The sequence below is a fragment of the Klebsiella oxytoca NBRC 105695 genome, assembly GCF_001598695.1.
GTDB classification, from domain to species: domain Bacteria; phylum Pseudomonadota; class Gammaproteobacteria; order Enterobacterales; family Enterobacteriaceae; genus Klebsiella; species Klebsiella oxytoca.
Window position 1 is genome coordinate 268,433 of record NZ_BCZK01000005.1, and the last position, 16,068, is coordinate 284,500.

Genomic DNA, 16,068 nt, shown 5'->3' on the forward strand with positions numbered 1-16,068 from the left:
GTTAATTTTATGAAAAATGACATCACAGGAGTTACACAGATGGATGCTCTCGAACTACTGGTTAATCGCCGCAGCGCTTCACGTTTGACCGATCCGGCGCCGGCTGGCGAACAGCTGGAAAACATCCTTCGCGCGGGGCTGCGCGCGCCGGACCACGGAACGCTACAGCCGTGGCGCTTCTTCATTATTGCCGATGATGGGCGCGAGCGCTTCAGCCAGCTGCTGGAAAAAGGCGCCGTGGCGGCAGGCGGAGATGAAAAGGCGATTGAAAAAGCGCGCAGCGCGCCGTTCCGCGCGCCGCTGATTATTGCGGTGGTGGCGCGCTGTGAAGATCATCCGAAGGTCCCCAGGTGGGAACAAGAGATGTCGGCGGGCTGCGCGGTGATGGCCATGCAGATGGCGGCCGTGGCGCAGGGTTTTAACGGTATCTGGCGCAGCGGCGCATTAACCGAGAGCCCGGTCGTCCGTGAAGGGTTTGCCTGCCGCGAGCAGGATAAAATCGTGGGCTTTCTTTATCTGGGAACGCCGCAGCTCAAAGCTTCAACCACCATCACTTTGCCGGATACCGCGCCGTTCGTGACGCGCTTCTGAGTCCATTCTCGTTATGCCGGGCGGGCCCGGCTCACCGCCGCCTCCGGGATTGTAGCCCGGCTAAGCGCAGCGCGAGTCGGGTGGAAGCCGTACCAGTGTACCAGGCTCGACACCTTTCCCGGAGGCGGTGCTGGCGCATCTGCCCGGGCGACCAAACCGCGGACGGCTGGGAACCCGTAGCCCGGATAAGGCGCGTCAAGCGCCGCCTCCGGGAATTTAACAGCGATGAGGTTACTTCTGCCGTTTGGCGAATTCGTCTTTCGCTTTCTGAAGCTGCTGCTGGAAGGCCGGGTTGGTATGCAGCGTGGCAACCACCGCCGAACCGACAATCCGCGCCGCGTCGACGTCGCTCTGCCAGTGATAGCCGCAGATCACCCGGCTTTCGCCCAGCTCAAAGCCGCGCTTAAGAATTTCATTTTGCCGCTGCGGATTAATCTCAGCCAGCACCAGCGCGGTGGCCCAGCCGATAGAGGTGTGGCCGGAGGGGTAGGAGCCGTTTTTCGATAGCGTATCCTGTTCCTTGGTGTTACAGGTGGCGACTCCGTAAAACGCAAAGGGGCGAATGCGCATGTATTTCTCCTTCGCCCCTCGCGTGGCCAGGTCGCCGGCATCTTCAATCATATTGGTGAGCAGCTTGTGCAGCTCCGGCGCATCTTTGGCGGTAATGGGCGAGCCGAAGGCACCCGAGAAGGCGTTGGCGACGCCGCCGCCGCTCAGGTTTGCGTCTTCCGCCGCCAGTTTGCCGCGCTCGGTGCCGCGCAGCAGGCGTCCCTTCTCATACATGGCCTGATCGTTTAAAAACGCGATACTGCCCACCTCCGGCGGCGGCGGTAGCAGCGCGAGGCTGTCGATAGCCTGCGCATTGGTCAGGTAGTAGAGATCCGGTTTGGTGGTGACGTCGTTACCGGCGGGAACCAGGGCGAAAGCGTTGATGGAGAAGAAACTGGCCAGGCAAAGGGCGAGAACACGCTTTTTCATGAAAACTTCCTTACGTTGTTATATGTCCAGACAAAACAGAATTTTTTGTTGTTACATTTCTGTCATTTTTTAGTAAAGGGTAAAATGACGACGAAAAAGCGGGCCCGCATCGCAAAATCGGTTTTTTGTCTGCTTAATGAGCAACCATACGCGATTTCGGACTGTCGCACTTACCACTCCGCCATTTGGGCGCTACCATATCGGGATTGCAATGACAGGAGATGTCCATGAGCGAGCAAGCCATTCGTTTAACGCAATACAGCCACGGAGCCGGTTGCGGATGTAAAATTTCCCCTAAAGTGCTGGAAACCATCCTGCAGAGCGACCAGGCCAAATTTATTGACCCGAATCTGCTGGTGGGGAATGAAACCAGCGATGATGCCGCGGTCTACGATCTCGGCAACGGTACCTCGATTGTCAGTACTACCGACTTTTTTATGCCGATCGTCGATAATCCGTTCGACTTTGGGCGCATTGCCGCGACAAACGCCATCAGCGATATTTTCGCTATGGGCGGCAAGCCGATAATGGCCATCGCTATCCTCGGCTGGCCCATCAATACGCTGGCGCCGGAAATTGCCCGTCAGGTAGTTGATGGCGGGCGTTTTGCCTGCCAGCAGGCGGGGATCGCGCTGGCCGGGGGCCACTCGATTGATGCGCCTGAACCCATCTTCGGTCTTGCGGTGACCGGCGTGGTTCCGACCGAGCGGGTGAAGAAAAACAGTACCGCTCAGGCCGGATGCAAACTCTACCTCACGAAACCGCTGGGTATCGGCGTGCTGACCACTGCCGAGAAAAAGTCGCTGCTGAAGCCGGAACATCAGGGGCTGGCGACGGAAACCATGTGCCAGATGAACCTCGTCGGCTCGGCGTTCGCCAACATTGACGGCGTGAAGGCGATGACCGACGTCACCGGCTTCGGACTGCTGGGGCATCTGAGCGAAGTGTGCCGCGGCGCGGGCGTACAGGCGCAACTCACCTATGCCAGTATCCCGAAACTACCGGGCGTGGAAGAGTATATTGCGGCCGGTGCGGTGCCGGGCGGAACCGGGCGAAACTTTGCCAGCTACGGGCATCTGATGGGCGAAATGCCGCCTGAGTGGCGCGATCTGCTGTGCGATCCGCAAACCTCCGGCGGCCTGCTGCTGGCGGTAACGCCGGAAGCCGAGGACGAGGTGCTGGCAGCAGCCGCTGAATATGGCATCACGCTGACCGCTATCGGCGAGCTGGTGACCGCCCGCGGCGGACGCCCTATGATCGAGATTCGTTGATTTCATGCGGCTGTTTATTGCAGAAAAGCCGAGTCTCGGCCGCGCCATTGCCGATGTGCTGCCAAAACCGCATCGCAAAGGCGATGGTTATATTGAATGCGGCAACGGACAGGTGGTCACCTGGTGTATCGGCCACCTGCTGGAGCAGGCTCAGCCGGACGTCTATGATGAGCGCTATGCGCGCTGGAATCTGCTCGACCTGCCTATCGTTCCGGAAAAGTGGCAGCTCCAGCCCAAGCCCTCGGTGACCAAACAGCTTAACGTGATTGAGCGTTTGCTTGGCGATGCGCAGGAAGTGATCCACGCGGGTGACCCGGACAGAGAAGGTCAACTGCTGGTGGACGAGGTGCTCGACTACCTGCAGCTGGCGCCGGAAAAGCGCCAGCAGGTGCAGCGCTGCCTGATTAACGATCTCAACCCGCAGGCGGTGGAGCGGGCGATTAACCGCCTGCGCGCCAATAGCGAGTTCGTTCCGCTGTGCGTCTCGGCGCTGGCTCGCGCCCGCGCCGACTGGTTATATGGGATCAATATGACCCGCGCCTACACCATCCTTGGGCGTAACGCGGGTTATCAAGGGGTGCTATCGGTCGGACGCGTGCAAACGCCGGTGCTTGGCCTGGTTGTACGCCGCGATGAAGAGATTGAAAACTTCGTCGCCAAAGACTTCTTCGATGTGAAGGCGCATATCGTCACCCCGAAGGAGGAGCGTTTTGTCGCCACCTGGATCCCCAGCGAGGCCTGTGAACCCTACCAGGATGAAGAGGGACGGCTGCTGCATCGTTCGCTTGCCGAACATGTGGTCAAGCGCATTGAGGGCCAGCCGGCGACGGTGACCGCTTATAACGACAAGCGGGACTCCGAGCCAGCGCCGCTGCCGTTTTCCCTCTCGGCGCTGCAGATTGAAGCCGCGAAGCGCTTCGGATTTAGCGCGCAGAACGTGCTGGATATTTGCCAGAAGCTGTATGAAACCCATAAGCTGATTACCTATCCGCGTTCGGACAGCCGCTATCTGCCGGAAGAGCATTTTGCCGGAAGACATGCGGTGCTGAACGCCATCAGCGTACATGCGCCTGACCTGCTGCCGCAGCCGGTGGTGGACCCGGAGATCCGCAACCGCTGCTGGGACGATAAAAAGGTCGATGCCCACCACGCCATTATCCCCACCGCGCGCAGTTCGCAGGTGAAGCTCAGCGACAACGAAGAAAAGGTTTACACCCTGATTGCCCGCCAGTATCTGATGCAGTTCTGCCCGGATGCGGTGTTCAGAAAGTGTCAGATCGATCTTGATATCGCCAACGGTAAGTTTGTGGCCAAGGCGCGTTTTCTGGCAGAAGCGGGCTGGCGAACCCTGTTAGGCAATAAAGAGCGCGATGAAGAAAACGACGGCATGCCGCTGCCGGTGGTCGCTAAAGATGATGAGCTCCTGTGCGAAAAAGGGGAAGTGGTGGAGCGCCAGACCCAGCCGCCGCGTCACTTTACCGACGCCACGCTGCTGTCGGCGATGACCGGTATTGCCCGCTTTGTGCAGGATAAAGACCTGAAGAAAATTTTGCGCGCCACGGACGGTCTCGGTACGGAGGCGACCCGCGCCGGAATTATCGAGCTATTGTTCAAACGCGGTTTTCTGACCAAGAAAGGGCGCTATATCCACTCTACCGATGCCGGCAAGGCGCTTTTCCATTCGTTGCCGGAGATGGCGACGCGTCCGGACATGACTGCCCACTGGGAGTCGATTCTGACGCAAATCAGCGAGAAACAGTGCCGTTATCAGGATTTCATGCAGCCGCTGGTCGGGACGCTGTTCCAGCTTATTGACCAGGCCCGTAGCACGCCGGTACGCCGCTTCCGCGGAATTGCGGCGCCGGGGGAGGGGAAGAAAAGCTTTAGCAAGGGGAAAGGCAGAGCCAAAGCGAAAGATAAAAAAAGCGCCGCCGGCCCTGCGGCGGAAAACCCGCAGTAAAAAACCCCGGGAAGCCGGGGTTTTTCAATTATGCACCGAATCCGCATGCAGGGGTTCATTCAGCGAGTGGGCTTAAATCACACCCTGAGCCAGCATAGCGTCAGCAACCTTCACGAAACCGGCGATATTGGCGCCGCGCACGTAGTTGGTCTGCTTCGCTTCGCCGCCGTACTGCACGCAGGCGTGGTGAATATCCAGCATGATGTGGTGCAGACGCGCATCCACTTTTTCCGCTTTCCAGCCCATGCGCGCGGCGTTCTGCGCCATTTCCAGGCCGGAGGTGGCGACGCCGCCGGCGTTCGCGGCTTTACCCGGCGCGAACAGTACGCCCGCTTCAAGGAACAGATCGGTGGCGGCGATGGTGGTTGGCATATTGGCGCCTTCCGCTACGGCCTTCACGCCGTTAGCGATCAACTGACGGGCGGCATCGACGTCCAGCTCGTTCTGCGTCGCGCACGGCAGCGCGATATCCACCGGTACGGACCACGGCTGTTTGCCTTCCAGATAGGTCAGGCCAAACTCGCGCGCGTAATCCGCTACGCGGCCATGGCAACGCTCTTTAATGTCGATCAGGCGCGCCAGTTTTTCTTTGGTGAAGCCTGCCTCGTCGACGACGGTGCCGTTAGAGTCGGACGCTGTAATCACCCGCGCGCCAAGCTCCATCGCTTTCTCGATGGCGTACTGCGCCACGTTGCCAGAGCCGGAAACCGCCACGCGAGCGCCTTCAAAGCCCAAACCGTGGCGCTTAAGCATCGCTTCGGTGAAGTAAATCAGGCCATAGCCGGTGGCTTCCGGACGAATCAGGCTGCCGCCGAAGGAGAGACCTTTGCCGGTAAATACGCAGGCGCTGTTGTTAGAGAGCTTACGCATCATCCCGGCCATAAAGCCGACTTCACGACCGCCTACGCCGATATCACCGGCAGGCACGTCGGTATCCGGCCCCAGATGACGATACAGTTCGGTCATCAGCGCCTGGCAGAAACGCATGACTTCGCCGTCGCTCTTGCCTTTAGGATCGAAATCGCTGCCGCCTTTACCGCCGCCCATAGGCAGGGTGGTCAGGGCGTTTTTGAAGGTTTGTTCAAAGCCAAGGAATTTCAGAATCGACAGGTTTACGGAGGGGTGAAAACGCATACCGCCCTTGTACGGGCCGATGGCGGAGTTGAACTGCACGCGCCATGCGCGGTTAACCTGAACCTGGTTACGGTCATCAACCCAAACGACGCGGAACTGGATAGCACGCTCCGGTTCAACCAGACGTTCCAGCAAATTCATCTGGCGATAGCGCGGATTTTCCTCAAGGAAGGGCCACAGGGTGGTCATCACCTCGCGGACGGCCTGAGCAAATTCAGTTTGATTTGGATCGCGCTGTTGAACGCGGGCGAGAAAACCTTCCAGAGTGCACGTCTGATCCATAGATATAATTTCCCCTTATGGTTGTGGTTGCGTCTATTTATTATGATTCGGCCCTTGAAAAAGCCGATTTTCCGACTATACCACCGGGAATCGTTAGGTAAGCAAGGAAAAATTGTTCGGAAAGCAAAATTTATAATCAGGCATGGGTCATAATCAAAAACGATGACCGCTGCCTGACAGAATTAGCGGGAGAGGAGATCGGCGCGCTGGGCGATAAAGGCTTCCAGCAGGGGGATGTCCGCTGGCGCAAGGTTGAAGCTAAAGGCCTCCTGCGGGGAACACCAGCGCAGCTGACTGTGATAGCGGGCGATGGGTTCGCCGCTAAAATGAGGGACCCACCAGGCGTGAAGATGAATCAGGCGAGCGGAAATTTCGCGCCGATGGCTGGCGATATAGCATCCCGGGCTGGCGTCGATCTCCAGCTCTTCCCGGAGCTCGCGGGCCAGCGCCTCGGCCTGGGTTTCGCCGGGTTCGACTTTACCGCCGGCAAATTCCCACATCCCCGGCTGATCCGCGTGGGGAGGGCGCTGCGCCAGCAAAATTTGCCCGTTGCGTTCGATAATGGCGGCAACAACATCAAAAGTTTTTAGCATGTGAATCATCGTTCTGTACGAAAGAAACGCCTATTATCACCGCCCTGGTACTCTGCAAACAACCCTGAATCCGCTGGAGAAACTTCGTGCTTGATCGTTATCTGCATCCGCGTTTGAAACCTGCCCTCAACGCCACCGCCGCTCTGCTGGATCGTCCAGCCGTTTCTCCCGACGGTCTGACCCTGCTTGGCTTTGCAATTGGCGTACTGGCGCTGCCGTTTTTAGCCCTGGGCTGGTATCAGGCGGCGCTGGCGGCGATAGTGCTTAACCGCCTGCTGGACGGCCTCGACGGCGCACTGGCCCGGCGACGCGGATTGACCGATGCGGGCGGTTTTCTCGATATTTCCCTCGATTTTCTGTTTTACGCCCTGGTGCCGTTTGGCTTTATTCTGGCCGACCCGGCGAGCAACGCGCTGGCGGGCGGCTGGCTGCTGTTCGCGTTTATCGGTACCGGCAGCAGCTTTCTCGCCTTTGCCGCGCTGGCGACAAAGCATCAGATCGCCAATCCGGGCTACGCCCACAAATCGTTTTACTATCTTGGCGGATTGACGGAAGGGACGGAAACCATCGCGCTGTTTGTGCTGAGCTGTCTGTTCCCGGCATGGTTTGCCTGGCTGGCGTGGATTTTTGGCGCGCTGTGCTGGCTGACGACCTTTACGCGGGTGTGGAGCGGATACCTGACCCTGAAACAGGTAAAAGAGTGATGAGCAGGTTTTATGCCGGGCGGCGGCTGACGCCTTGCCCGGCCTACGGGTTCGAAGCCGTCTGCGGGCCGGTAGCCCGGACAGATGCGCCGCACCGCCTCCGGGAAATTCACCCACTCTGCGCGATGCTCCCGGGGGCGGCGCTTAACGCGCCTTGCCCTGGCTACGGGTTCTGACGACCGTTACACAGGTGTCTGAGTCTAAAGGAAAATCAGCGCCAACAAGAAAATAACAGCGCTGGTGGTACGGCGAATCAGGAGTGAATTAGTTTGTAAGGCTGGCCAGAACCAGGCCAAAACCCACCCCAGCGCTGAGAATTAGTGTCAGGATCGCATTGCGCCATACGCGCCAGTGTTTGCCGAAAGTATCGGGATCGGATTTGTGTTTATGCCAGGTTTGCCATGCAACGGCGACAGTAGCCACGATGGGCAAACCCACCATAAATGTCAGAATAAGATTTTCGATATACTCGGTATTAATGGTCAATTTCATCGTCCTTTATCATTAACGTGCCGGGCAAATCCATCGCCCGGCATCAAAGCCGCGATATCACTCCGGCTTGCGATCGCCAGTCGCAATCGGATTTTTCGGATCGCTGCTCCACTCGTACCAGCCGCCGTCGTAGACCGAGACGTTGTTCCAGCCCATCGCCCTGGCGTACATAAACGTTTCTGAGGCGCGCCATCCGGTGCCGCAGTAAAAAGAGACCTGCTGGCTCGGCAGAATATTCCATGATTTCCACATCGCGGCGATATCATCAGCGCTACGCATGGTGCCGTCCGGATTATGGAAATCCTCCATATGGGTGGAATCGCTTCCGGCATGACCCCAGCGAGCCCCGGCAATTTCGCCCTTCGGCTTGATATAGCTGTAGCCGCTGGTGGTACCGATAAACTCCGGCCAGGAACGGATGCTGACCAGCGAAGCATCCTGACGATGCAGCAGGGCGCGAGCCTGCTCGGTATTGAGCATCAGCTGCGGCTGGCCCGGGATGGGGGCGCCAAAATCCGGTTCAGGTTTCTGTTCTGGCGGCGTTCCGCGCTCAACCGGCAGACCGGCATCGGACCAGGTCTTCCAGCCGCCGTCGAGCAGGCGCACATCCTTCACGCCGGCGTAGAGCATAATCTGCGCCACGCGGGCGGCGGCATACACGTCGCGACCGTACAAAATTACCGTGGTGTCATGGCGAATGCCGTGTTTTGCCAGCATCGCTTTTAGCTGCGCGTCGGACACTTTATTCCATAGCGGTTCGCTCTCCACCTCGTTAGTGTCGATATAACCGGCGCCCGGAATATGGCTCAGCAGATAAAACTTCGGCGCGCCCCAGGCGGCTTCAAAAACTTTCCATTCACCGGCAGGCGCGGCGGTAACCGGCTCGCCGCGCTGGAGGTCGTGCAGCCACTGCGGATATACCAGCTGTTCAAAATGCGGCAGCTTTTGCAGGCGACCTGCCTGGCTCAGGGCATCGCCGAGGGAGCTGAGATGAGTGAAACCAGCAGCCTGAAGGCGCGCCGCGACTTTCGCGTTGTCTTCGGCGTTGCCGTATAGCGCAATTGGCGTAGAGGTCTGCAGATTGTGCAGCTTAGCCCAGGCGCTCAGCTGTTCGTCGTTCATCGCGCCAAGCCAGCTGGCTGACAGGTTAAGCGCCTGCGGTTCATGACCCTGAGGCCCGTTAGCGCTTTGCGGCCAGCCGTTATAGAAAGCGCTGAGACGCGTATCAATAGCGACGCCGTTCTGCTGTTGCAGCGTGGAGAGCGTTAGCGTTGGCATGGATTCAGCGGCGGAGGTGGAAGCAGCAAGCCCCATCAGGAGGGCGAGTGCGGTCAATTGAGAAACACGTTTCATCGAAATGCCCGACAGTAGAAAATTGAGCGGCAATTCTCGGCGTTCTCAGCGGAAAAATCCTTGCGATAGCGCAGGCTTTCATTGCCACTGGCTCATATGTAAACAGCGCCCGCCGACGGGAGAGTCCTGGCGATCGTGCGTCACCAGCAGCGCCGGAATGGCCAGCCGCGCCAGTTCGTCGAATACCCAGCGGCGAAAATCGGCGCGCAGCTCAATGTCGAGGCGATTAAAGGGCTCATCAAGCAGCAGCGCCCGCGGTCGGGCCAGCAGGGCGCGCATCAGGCTGACCCGCGCCCGCTGGCCGCCGGAAAGGGTGGCCGGATCGCGGCTGTAGAAACCCTCCAGACCGGCGCGCTCCAGCGCCTGTTCTACCTGCGGTTTGCGCTGGGAACGCTGGACGTCAGCGGGCAGCGCCAGCCGCAGATTTTGTCCGACGCTGAAGTGGTCAAACAGCAGCGCGTCCTGGAACAGGATGCCGATACGCCGCCGCTCGGTGGGTAAACTGTCGCAGCGCTGGTTATCCAGCCACAGCTCCCCTGCGGCGCGGAAATCTTCCGCCAGCGCGCCCACCATCCAGGCGAACAACGTCGATTTGCCGCTGCCGGAGGGGCCCATCAACGTCAATATCTCGCCCGCTGCGACCGAAAAATCGACGTCGCGCAGCAGCGGCTGCCCGTTGAGTCTGAGAGTCAGGTTTTTGACGATCAACATTAGCGTAATCCTTGTCGATAGCGGCCAATCGGCCAGGCCAGCAGAGCGGTGAGAGCAAAGAATACCGCCGGTAGCAGCAACTGCCACAGCGCCTGCGCGGCGAGGGTGGCGATATCGCCGCCGCTGCTCAGCGCCACGGCTTCGCTGGTCAGCGTTGGGATCCGCCCGCCTCCCAGCCATAACGTCGGTAGATATTGCGCAATGCTTACCGAAAAGCCCACCGCCAGCGCCGTCAGCAGCGGACGCGTCAGGGCAGGTAAGGTGACCAGCCAGAAGATACGCCCCTGATGCCAGCCGAGGGTTCGGGCAACCAACTCCGCGCGCGGATCGGCCGCGCGACGCGCGGGATGCAGAATAAACAGCATCCATGGTACCACCCATAGCAGATGGCCCCATAAAACGGTAAGCCACTCGCCGTCCTGCCACGTATACAGCGCCAGCTGATATTGCCCGTCCACCAGCGGCAGCGCCGGTAAAATTAGCGGCAGCCAGATCCAGCCGCCGAAGCGGGAAGGGCCAAGCTCCAGCCACAGCAGGCAAACGACCGCGCCGAGAAGCGCAGAGCAGAGACCGAGCCACAGACTGTTGCCGATACTATCGCCGAGCGGAGCACGACTCTGCGCCGTCGCCGCCAGCAGCAGCGCGCAGAGCACGCCACACAGCGGCAGGAGAATCGCGAAGCTTTTCCCGACGAGCGCCCGCGGCTGCGGGCGGCGGATCCCCTGAACCGGTGGGATCCGCCGCCGCCAGACGCGCCAGGCTCCCCATGCCAGCAGCGCCATCATGACGAGCGTCAGCAGTAATACCAGGCTGGCAAGGGCCCCTTTGGCCTGCTGTTGTTCATCGCCCTGGCTCAACCATTGCCAGGCCAGCACCGCCAGCGTCGGCGGGTTGCCCGGCCCAATTACCAGCGCGACATCAACCGCCGAAAGGCTCCAGGCGGCGGTCGCCAGCAGCGCGATCGCCAGCGCTGGCAGCAGGGCGGGTAGCACAAGCCACTTCAGGCACTGCCAGCGGCCGTAGCCGAGGCTTTTTAATACCGTTGCCTGTCCCGCCAGCCGTTTCTCACCTAACAGGCCGTAAACCACCCACAACAGAAATGCGCTCTCTTTGACCGCCATCGTCAGACCCAGGCCAATGCCGTAGCGGTCAACTGGCGGAATGAAAAAGGGCAGCAGGCGAGAGAGCCAGCCGCCTTCAGCAAATAGCAGCAGGGCGGCGGTAGCGAAGGCGACATGGGGTACCGCCAGCAGCAGCGGCAGCCTGGCTGCCAGCCGGCGCCAACCGCTTGATGGCCAGAGTGCGGCAACAACCGAGAGCGTGATGATCAGCGCGCCGCCAACCGAGAGCAGGGTTGAGACGAGAGTCGCCGCCAGCGCCTGCCAGAACTGCGGATCGGCAACCAGCGACTGCCAAAGCGTCAGGCGCAGCGCCGGAAGCGTCATCAGAGAAACGGCCGGCAGCAGCGGGAGATAGATCAGCGCGACGGCGGCCCAGGCCAGCAGCCTTAGTGCGTGCCGTAGCGGCGCAGCCATTCCTGCTCCAGCGCTTCTACCCAGGCCGAGTGCGGTTCTCCCAGCATTGGCGGCAAATCCTGCGGCACAACGGCGTTGAAGGACTGGCGCTCATCTGCCGTTAACTTCGCCGGATCCAGCACGCTGGGGTCGCCCCACACCGCCGGGTCGGCCTTGCGCAGCTGCGCCTGCGGTGAGAGCAGGAAATTGGCGACAACTTTCGCCCCTGCCGTCGCGCGGGCGTTAACCGGGATCGCCACAAAGTGGACGTTGCCGAGCATCCCCTGGCTAAAACCGAAGCCGTAGCTGTCTTTCGGCAGCTCGCCGCTGGCCGCTTTTTGCTGCGCGTGCAGCGGGTTGAAGGTGATTGACAGCCTGAGGACACCGTTCGTCAGCATGGTATCCATACGGGCGGGCGAAGCCGGGAAGTCGCGGCCCTCGCGCCATAGCAGAGGGTGAAGCTGGTCAAGGTATTGCCACAGCGGCGCGGTCGCGGCGGCGAAGTTGGCCTCTTGCGGCGGCTGACGCAGGGCGTCAGGATTTGGGGTCAGCGTCAGCAGCAGCTGTTCGAGAAAGGCGGTACCGGTAAAATCCGGCGGCCGCGGATAGGTAACGCTACCGGGGTGCGCGGCGGCGAAAGCCAGCAGCGCCTGCGGATCGTTGGGCGCGTCGGGCGTTTGCGAACGGCGGGCGATAAAAGTGAGCTGCGCGCCGCCCCACGGCGACTCCGCCCCGTCGGTAGGAATGGAGAAATCTTCGCGCACCGGCTTTTGCGTATCGACAAAGCGCCAGTTGGGCAGGGTTTCCGCCCACTGGGTTTGCAGCAGATTTGCGCTTTTCAGGGTGCGGAAATTCTCGCCGTTAACCCACAGCAGGTCGATAGAACCGCCAGAACTGCGTCCGGCGCGGGCTTCGCTTTGAATGCGCTTTACCGCGTCGGCGGCATCGGCGATATGCACGATGCGCAGATCGATGGCATAGTCGCGCTTCACCTCTTCGCTGACCCAGTCGAGATAGCGGTTAACCGCCGGATCGCCGCCCCAGGCGTTAAACCACACCGTCTGGCCGCGAGCCTCTTGTTGCGTGGATTGCCAGTTGGCGCTGGCGGACAGCGGAGAAAGCAACAGCAAAGCGAAGACCAACAAACTACGCATAACCACTCCTTATGGTTTCGAATCGGTGGGAAGCTGGCATAACCCCTGGGCGGGGATCGCCATCGCCGAATTAAAGCGCGCTGACAGGTTTTGTAACCCGATCAGCGCCGTGAGTTCGGTCAGCGCTTGAGCATCAAACTGTCCCGCCAGCTTATCGCGCAGCGCGTCGTCGACGGCCGGAGGCGTCATGCTGGCCGCTTCGGCATACTCCAGCGCCAGCCGCTCGCGTTCGCTGAATAGCGCGCTATCTCGCCATCCGGCTACAGCCAGGAGTTTATCGCTGCCGCCGCTGCGCTCCGCCAGCTTCATGCTGGTGATATCAATACAAAACTCGCACAAACACAGCTGCGCGATGCGGGCGCTGACCAGCGAACGCAGCACCGGCTCGAGGGGCGAGCGTTTGCGTTCCAGATAACCGACGAACATCGACACCAGATAAAAGACCAGCGGAATGCGACCCCACCAGCGAATAGGGCTCAGCACCTCGCCGTAGTGGCGGCGATGCAGCCAGGCCTGCGGGCGCAGAATCAGGGGAATTGACTTCAGGGGGGGTAAGCTCATCGTGAACGCCTCTTTTGTTGTTCAAGATAGAGTGCTTTCGCGACGACCACCAGGATCGCCAGCGCAAACAGGATCGATAAACCGGTTACCAGCCAGAATGTACCGCCCGTCAGCAGGCTGCCGGTCCACGAGTAGACTATCGTGGCGGGCAACTGGCCCAGACCGGTAGCCAGCATAAAATGGCGAAAGCGTATTGAGGTCAGTCCGGCCGCGTAACTTACCGGATCAAAAGGTACAAAGGGCAGCAGGCGGCAAACCAGGATGGTGTGTTTACCGTAGCGGGTAAAAAAGCCATCCATACTCTGCAATACGCTTTTGCCGGTCAGCTTTTCCACCGCTTCGCGGCCAAATACTCTGGCGATGAAAAAACACAGCGCCGCCCCGGCCATGGCGCTCACCCACGATAGCGCGCCGCCCCAGAAGGCGCCGAACAGGGAAGCGTTAGCGAAGGTGATGAGAAAAGCGGGAAGCGGGGCGATAATCGCCTGCAGAATCATCAGCGCAAAGGAGACCAGGGCCGCCTGCGGCCCCCAGGAGTCGATAAAACGCTCAATAGCCAGCTGATCGAGCGTGGCAAAGGCGGCGAGGCTGCGCTGCATAAACCCATTAACGCCGGGGATCAGCCACCATGCCAGCAGCCCCGCCAGCAGCGTAGCGCCAATGATTATCCGGTAGATCGCCTGGCTATTTTTCATCGTTGATTCGCCACCGTTGCGTGTCGATCCGCCGATAGCGGGCATATCTTTTGGCTGCCTGAATCAGGACAAATAACACCAGCCCGGCAAGCGTTAGCTTTAGCACAAAAAGGGAAGTGATACCGTCGCGGATAAGTTCGCTGGCCATCAGCGTATAAATAAATATGCCGGGCAAGGTGGTTATGGCGGAAATAAAGGTAAACGACCAGAATGAAATAGCCGTGAGGCCATAGGCGTAATTCTGAATATTATAGGGAAACAGCGGGACTAACCGGGTCAGAATTAAAAAGTCGCAGCCGCTACGTTCAATGCCTCTTTCAATTGCCTGGAATATCGCCGTCTCTCCGAAGTATTTAAGCAGCAGCTCGCGGCCCAGCCAACGGGCGAGCAGGAACGACAGGGAGGAGGCGACCGACGCCGCCAGCAGCGATAGCAAGGTTCCCGTCAGAGGGCCAAAAAGTACACCGCCGGCAATGACCAGCGCACTGCCCGGAATCAAAAACAGGGTAGCGATAATAAACAGCAAGATATAGAGCGCATACCCGAAGCCACCGCTTTGGCGGATCATTTCGCGCAGATGGTGGAAATGAGTGACCAGCTCGGCAAAACCCGACTGCTGGATAATACAGGCGAAAATGCTCAGGATGACCACAACAGAAAGCAGCTTATACTCTGCTTTATGACGGCTTCTTTTGCATTGGGTTCTCCTGTCTTACGCGGGCGGTCAAAAGTGCGCGCGACAGTATAATAGTTTGCCGACGTTCACAATCTATTACGGCGGCTTTTTTGATATGGCTCAGGCTCTCCGGGCGGGAGAGCCTGACAGAGGGCATCATCAGACTTTAAAGGTGGCCCATACCGGGGCATGGTCGGAGGGTTTTTCCATGCCGCGAATTTCGTAGTCGATGCCGGTCTCGATACAGCGCTGCGCCAGCGGGTGGCTGGCCAGCAGCAGGTCGATACGCAGCCCGCGGTTATCGTCAAAGCCCTTAGAGCGATAGTCGAACCATGAGAAATGTTCGTTGTCCTGCGGGTTCGCATGGCGGTACGTATCCACCAGGCCCCAGCCCAGCAGACGCTCCATCCATTCGCGCTCTTCCGGCAGGAATGAACATTTGCCGGTACGCAGCCAGCGCTTGCGATTCTCTTCGCCGATGCCGATATCAAGATCGGTAGGGCTGATGTTCATATCGCCCATAATCAGCACCGGATTCTCTTTATTCAGTTCGGTATCAAGGTAGTTCTGCAGATTCTGATAAAAGGCCGCTTTCGCCGGGAATTTGGTTTCATGATCCCGGCTTTCGCCCTGCGGGAAATAGCCGTTGATTACCGTCACGTTGCCAAACGGAGACGGGATTTCCGCCATGATAATGCGGCGCTGGGCCTCTTCACCATCGTTGGGGAAGCCGCGGCGCACCGAGATCGGTGTCTCTTTGGTTAGCAGCGCGACGCCGTAATGGCCTTTCTGCCCGTGATAAAAGACGTTATAGCCCAGCTTCGCGACCTCTTCGAGAGGAAACATATCGTCGTGAACTTTGGTTTCCTGGAGGCCGATGACGTCGGGCTGGTGTTTGTCGATGATGGCGGCCAGCTGATGCGGGCGGGCACGCAGGCCGTTGATATTAAAAGAGACAAATTTCATAGTCGCTGCCACTGTGCAAGGTGAATAGTGCAGGGATGGTAGCAGAAATTCGCCGGGCTGGCTGCGCAAAGGCGCTTTATTCTGCCGATTGCAGCGGTTGGTAGCCTGTTTGCACAAAGTGTGCACCATTCTGGAACGCGCTGCGCCAAAAAAGGGCGATTATTGCCGATAAATTTCGTCAAGGATCACAATTACAGAATTATATCTTACCCCTGCATAATCTTTCTTTTTATTCCACTGCTAAAGCCTCTTTTAGTATTTTTATTCACTTTTTATGCATTTTATGTGAATAGCGGTCTTTCGTAACTTATTGATATTTCGTTGACGACCTCGATTTATGCATTTTTACCTCTGGCTGGCACGAACCGTGCAATCTACATTTACAGCGTAATAACCATATTCATTAACATTATTTAAACTTTTTGTTTACCGG

15 protein-coding genes and 1 pseudogene are annotated in these 16,068 nt (G+C 59.0%); 4 read left to right on the top strand and 12 right to left on the bottom strand.

The features are described from left to right. Window positions 1-39: 39 nt before the first annotated feature. Window positions 40-591 carry an NAD(P)H nitroreductase gene (locus tag KO1_RS11170; RefSeq protein WP_004101297.1) on the top strand — a complete coding sequence of 184 codons (552 nt, stop codon included), beginning with the start codon at window positions 40-42 and terminating at the stop codon, window positions 589-591. Window positions 592-822: 231 nt separating this feature from the next. Here the strand turns inward: KO1_RS11170 and phoC are convergent, their stop codons facing one another. Then, window positions 823-1,569 carry an acid phosphatase PhoC gene (phoC, locus tag KO1_RS11175; RefSeq protein ID WP_004101298.1) on the bottom strand — a complete coding sequence of 249 codons (747 nt, stop codon included), beginning with the start codon at window positions 1,567-1,569 and terminating at the stop codon, window positions 823-825. A 227-nt stretch (window positions 1,570-1,796) separates the two neighbouring features. Here phoC and selD point away from each other — a divergent pair, with 227 nt between their 5' ends. Beyond that, the gene (selD, locus tag KO1_RS11180) at window positions 1,797-2,840 is read left to right on the top strand and encodes a selenide, water dikinase SelD (RefSeq protein WP_004101299.1); all 1,044 of its coding nucleotides are present in this window, start codon (window positions 1,797-1,799) and stop codon (window positions 2,838-2,840) included. 4 nt (window positions 2,841-2,844) lie between these two features. After that, window positions 2,845-4,777: pseudogene (locus tag KO1_RS11185) on the top strand (DNA topoisomerase III); the annotation flags it as partial. A 95-nt stretch (window positions 4,778-4,872) separates the two neighbouring features. On the opposite strand, the gene gdhA reads toward KO1_RS11185, so the two are convergent. Together gdhA and KO1_RS11195 are read right to left on the bottom strand one after the other, a co-directional pair. Then, complete coding sequence (gene gdhA / locus KO1_RS11190) at window positions 4,873-6,216, bottom strand: NADP-specific glutamate dehydrogenase (RefSeq protein WP_004101304.1); 1,344 nt, start codon at window positions 6,214-6,216, stop codon at window positions 4,873-4,875. Between the two features lie 182 nt (window positions 6,217-6,398). Continuing rightward, window positions 6,399-6,809, bottom strand: coding sequence for a pyrimidine (deoxy)nucleoside triphosphate diphosphatase (locus KO1_RS11195; RefSeq protein ID WP_023320747.1), 411 nt, complete (start codon window positions 6,807-6,809; stop codon window positions 6,399-6,401). 86 nt (window positions 6,810-6,895) lie between these two features. Here KO1_RS11195 and KO1_RS11200 point away from each other — a divergent pair, with 86 nt between their 5' ends. Then, window positions 6,896-7,513, top strand: a complete 618-nt coding sequence (locus tag KO1_RS11200; RefSeq protein WP_017146086.1) for a CDP-alcohol phosphatidyltransferase family protein — start codon at window positions 6,896-6,898, stop codon at window positions 7,511-7,513. A gap of 264 nt (window positions 7,514-7,777) precedes the next feature. Here KO1_RS11200 and KO1_RS11205 read toward each other — a convergent pair whose 3' ends face one another. The 9 genes from KO1_RS11205 to xthA all read right to left on the bottom strand — a co-directional run bounded on the left by KO1_RS11205 (window position 7,778) and on the right by xthA (window position 15,635). Next, window positions 7,778-8,005: a hypothetical protein gene (locus KO1_RS11205; RefSeq protein ID WP_017146085.1), complete on the bottom strand. Its 228-nt coding sequence runs from the start codon at window positions 8,003-8,005 to the stop codon at window positions 7,778-7,780. A 57-nt stretch (window positions 8,006-8,062) separates the two neighbouring features. Beyond that, window positions 8,063-9,358, bottom strand: coding sequence for a rhodanese-like domain-containing protein (locus KO1_RS11210; protein ID WP_023320748.1), 1,296 nt, complete (start codon window positions 9,356-9,358; stop codon window positions 8,063-8,065). A 78-nt stretch (window positions 9,359-9,436) separates the two neighbouring features. Next, a complete protein-coding gene (locus KO1_RS11215; RefSeq protein ID WP_016808491.1) occupies window positions 9,437-10,069 on the bottom strand; it encodes an ATP-binding cassette domain-containing protein in 633 nt (210 codons plus the stop codon). Continuing rightward, the gene (locus tag KO1_RS11220; RefSeq protein ID WP_023320749.1) at window positions 10,069-11,604 is read right to left on the bottom strand and encodes an ABC transporter permease subunit; all 1,536 of its coding nucleotides are present in this window, start codon (window positions 11,602-11,604) and stop codon (window positions 10,069-10,071) included. Before KO1_RS11220 ends, KO1_RS11215 begins: the two co-directional genes overlap by 1 nt. Next, window positions 11,577-12,737, bottom strand: coding sequence for an ABC transporter substrate-binding protein (locus KO1_RS11225; protein ID WP_023320750.1), 1,161 nt, complete (start codon window positions 12,735-12,737; stop codon window positions 11,577-11,579). The genes KO1_RS11220 and KO1_RS11225 overlap by 28 nt, the downstream gene beginning before the upstream one ends. Window positions 12,738-12,746: 9 nt before the next feature. Continuing rightward, complete coding sequence (locus KO1_RS11230; RefSeq protein WP_004112333.1) at window positions 12,747-13,298, bottom strand: carboxymuconolactone decarboxylase family protein; 552 nt, start codon at window positions 13,296-13,298, stop codon at window positions 12,747-12,749. Continuing rightward, window positions 13,295-13,993 carry a TVP38/TMEM64 family protein gene (locus KO1_RS11235; RefSeq protein ID WP_016808493.1) on the bottom strand — a complete coding sequence of 233 codons (699 nt, stop codon included), beginning with the start codon at window positions 13,991-13,993 and terminating at the stop codon, window positions 13,295-13,297. Before KO1_RS11235 ends, KO1_RS11230 begins: the two co-directional genes overlap by 4 nt. Beyond that, window positions 13,983-14,645: a TVP38/TMEM64 family protein gene (locus KO1_RS11240; protein WP_017146083.1), complete on the bottom strand. Its 663-nt coding sequence runs from the start codon at window positions 14,643-14,645 to the stop codon at window positions 13,983-13,985. The genes KO1_RS11235 and KO1_RS11240 overlap by 11 nt, the downstream gene beginning before the upstream one ends. A 183-nt stretch (window positions 14,646-14,828) precedes the next feature. Continuing rightward, a complete protein-coding gene (gene xthA / locus KO1_RS11245) occupies window positions 14,829-15,635 on the bottom strand; it encodes an exodeoxyribonuclease III (RefSeq protein ID WP_004101319.1) in 807 nt (268 codons plus the stop codon). Window positions 15,636-16,068 lie beyond the last annotated feature (433 nt).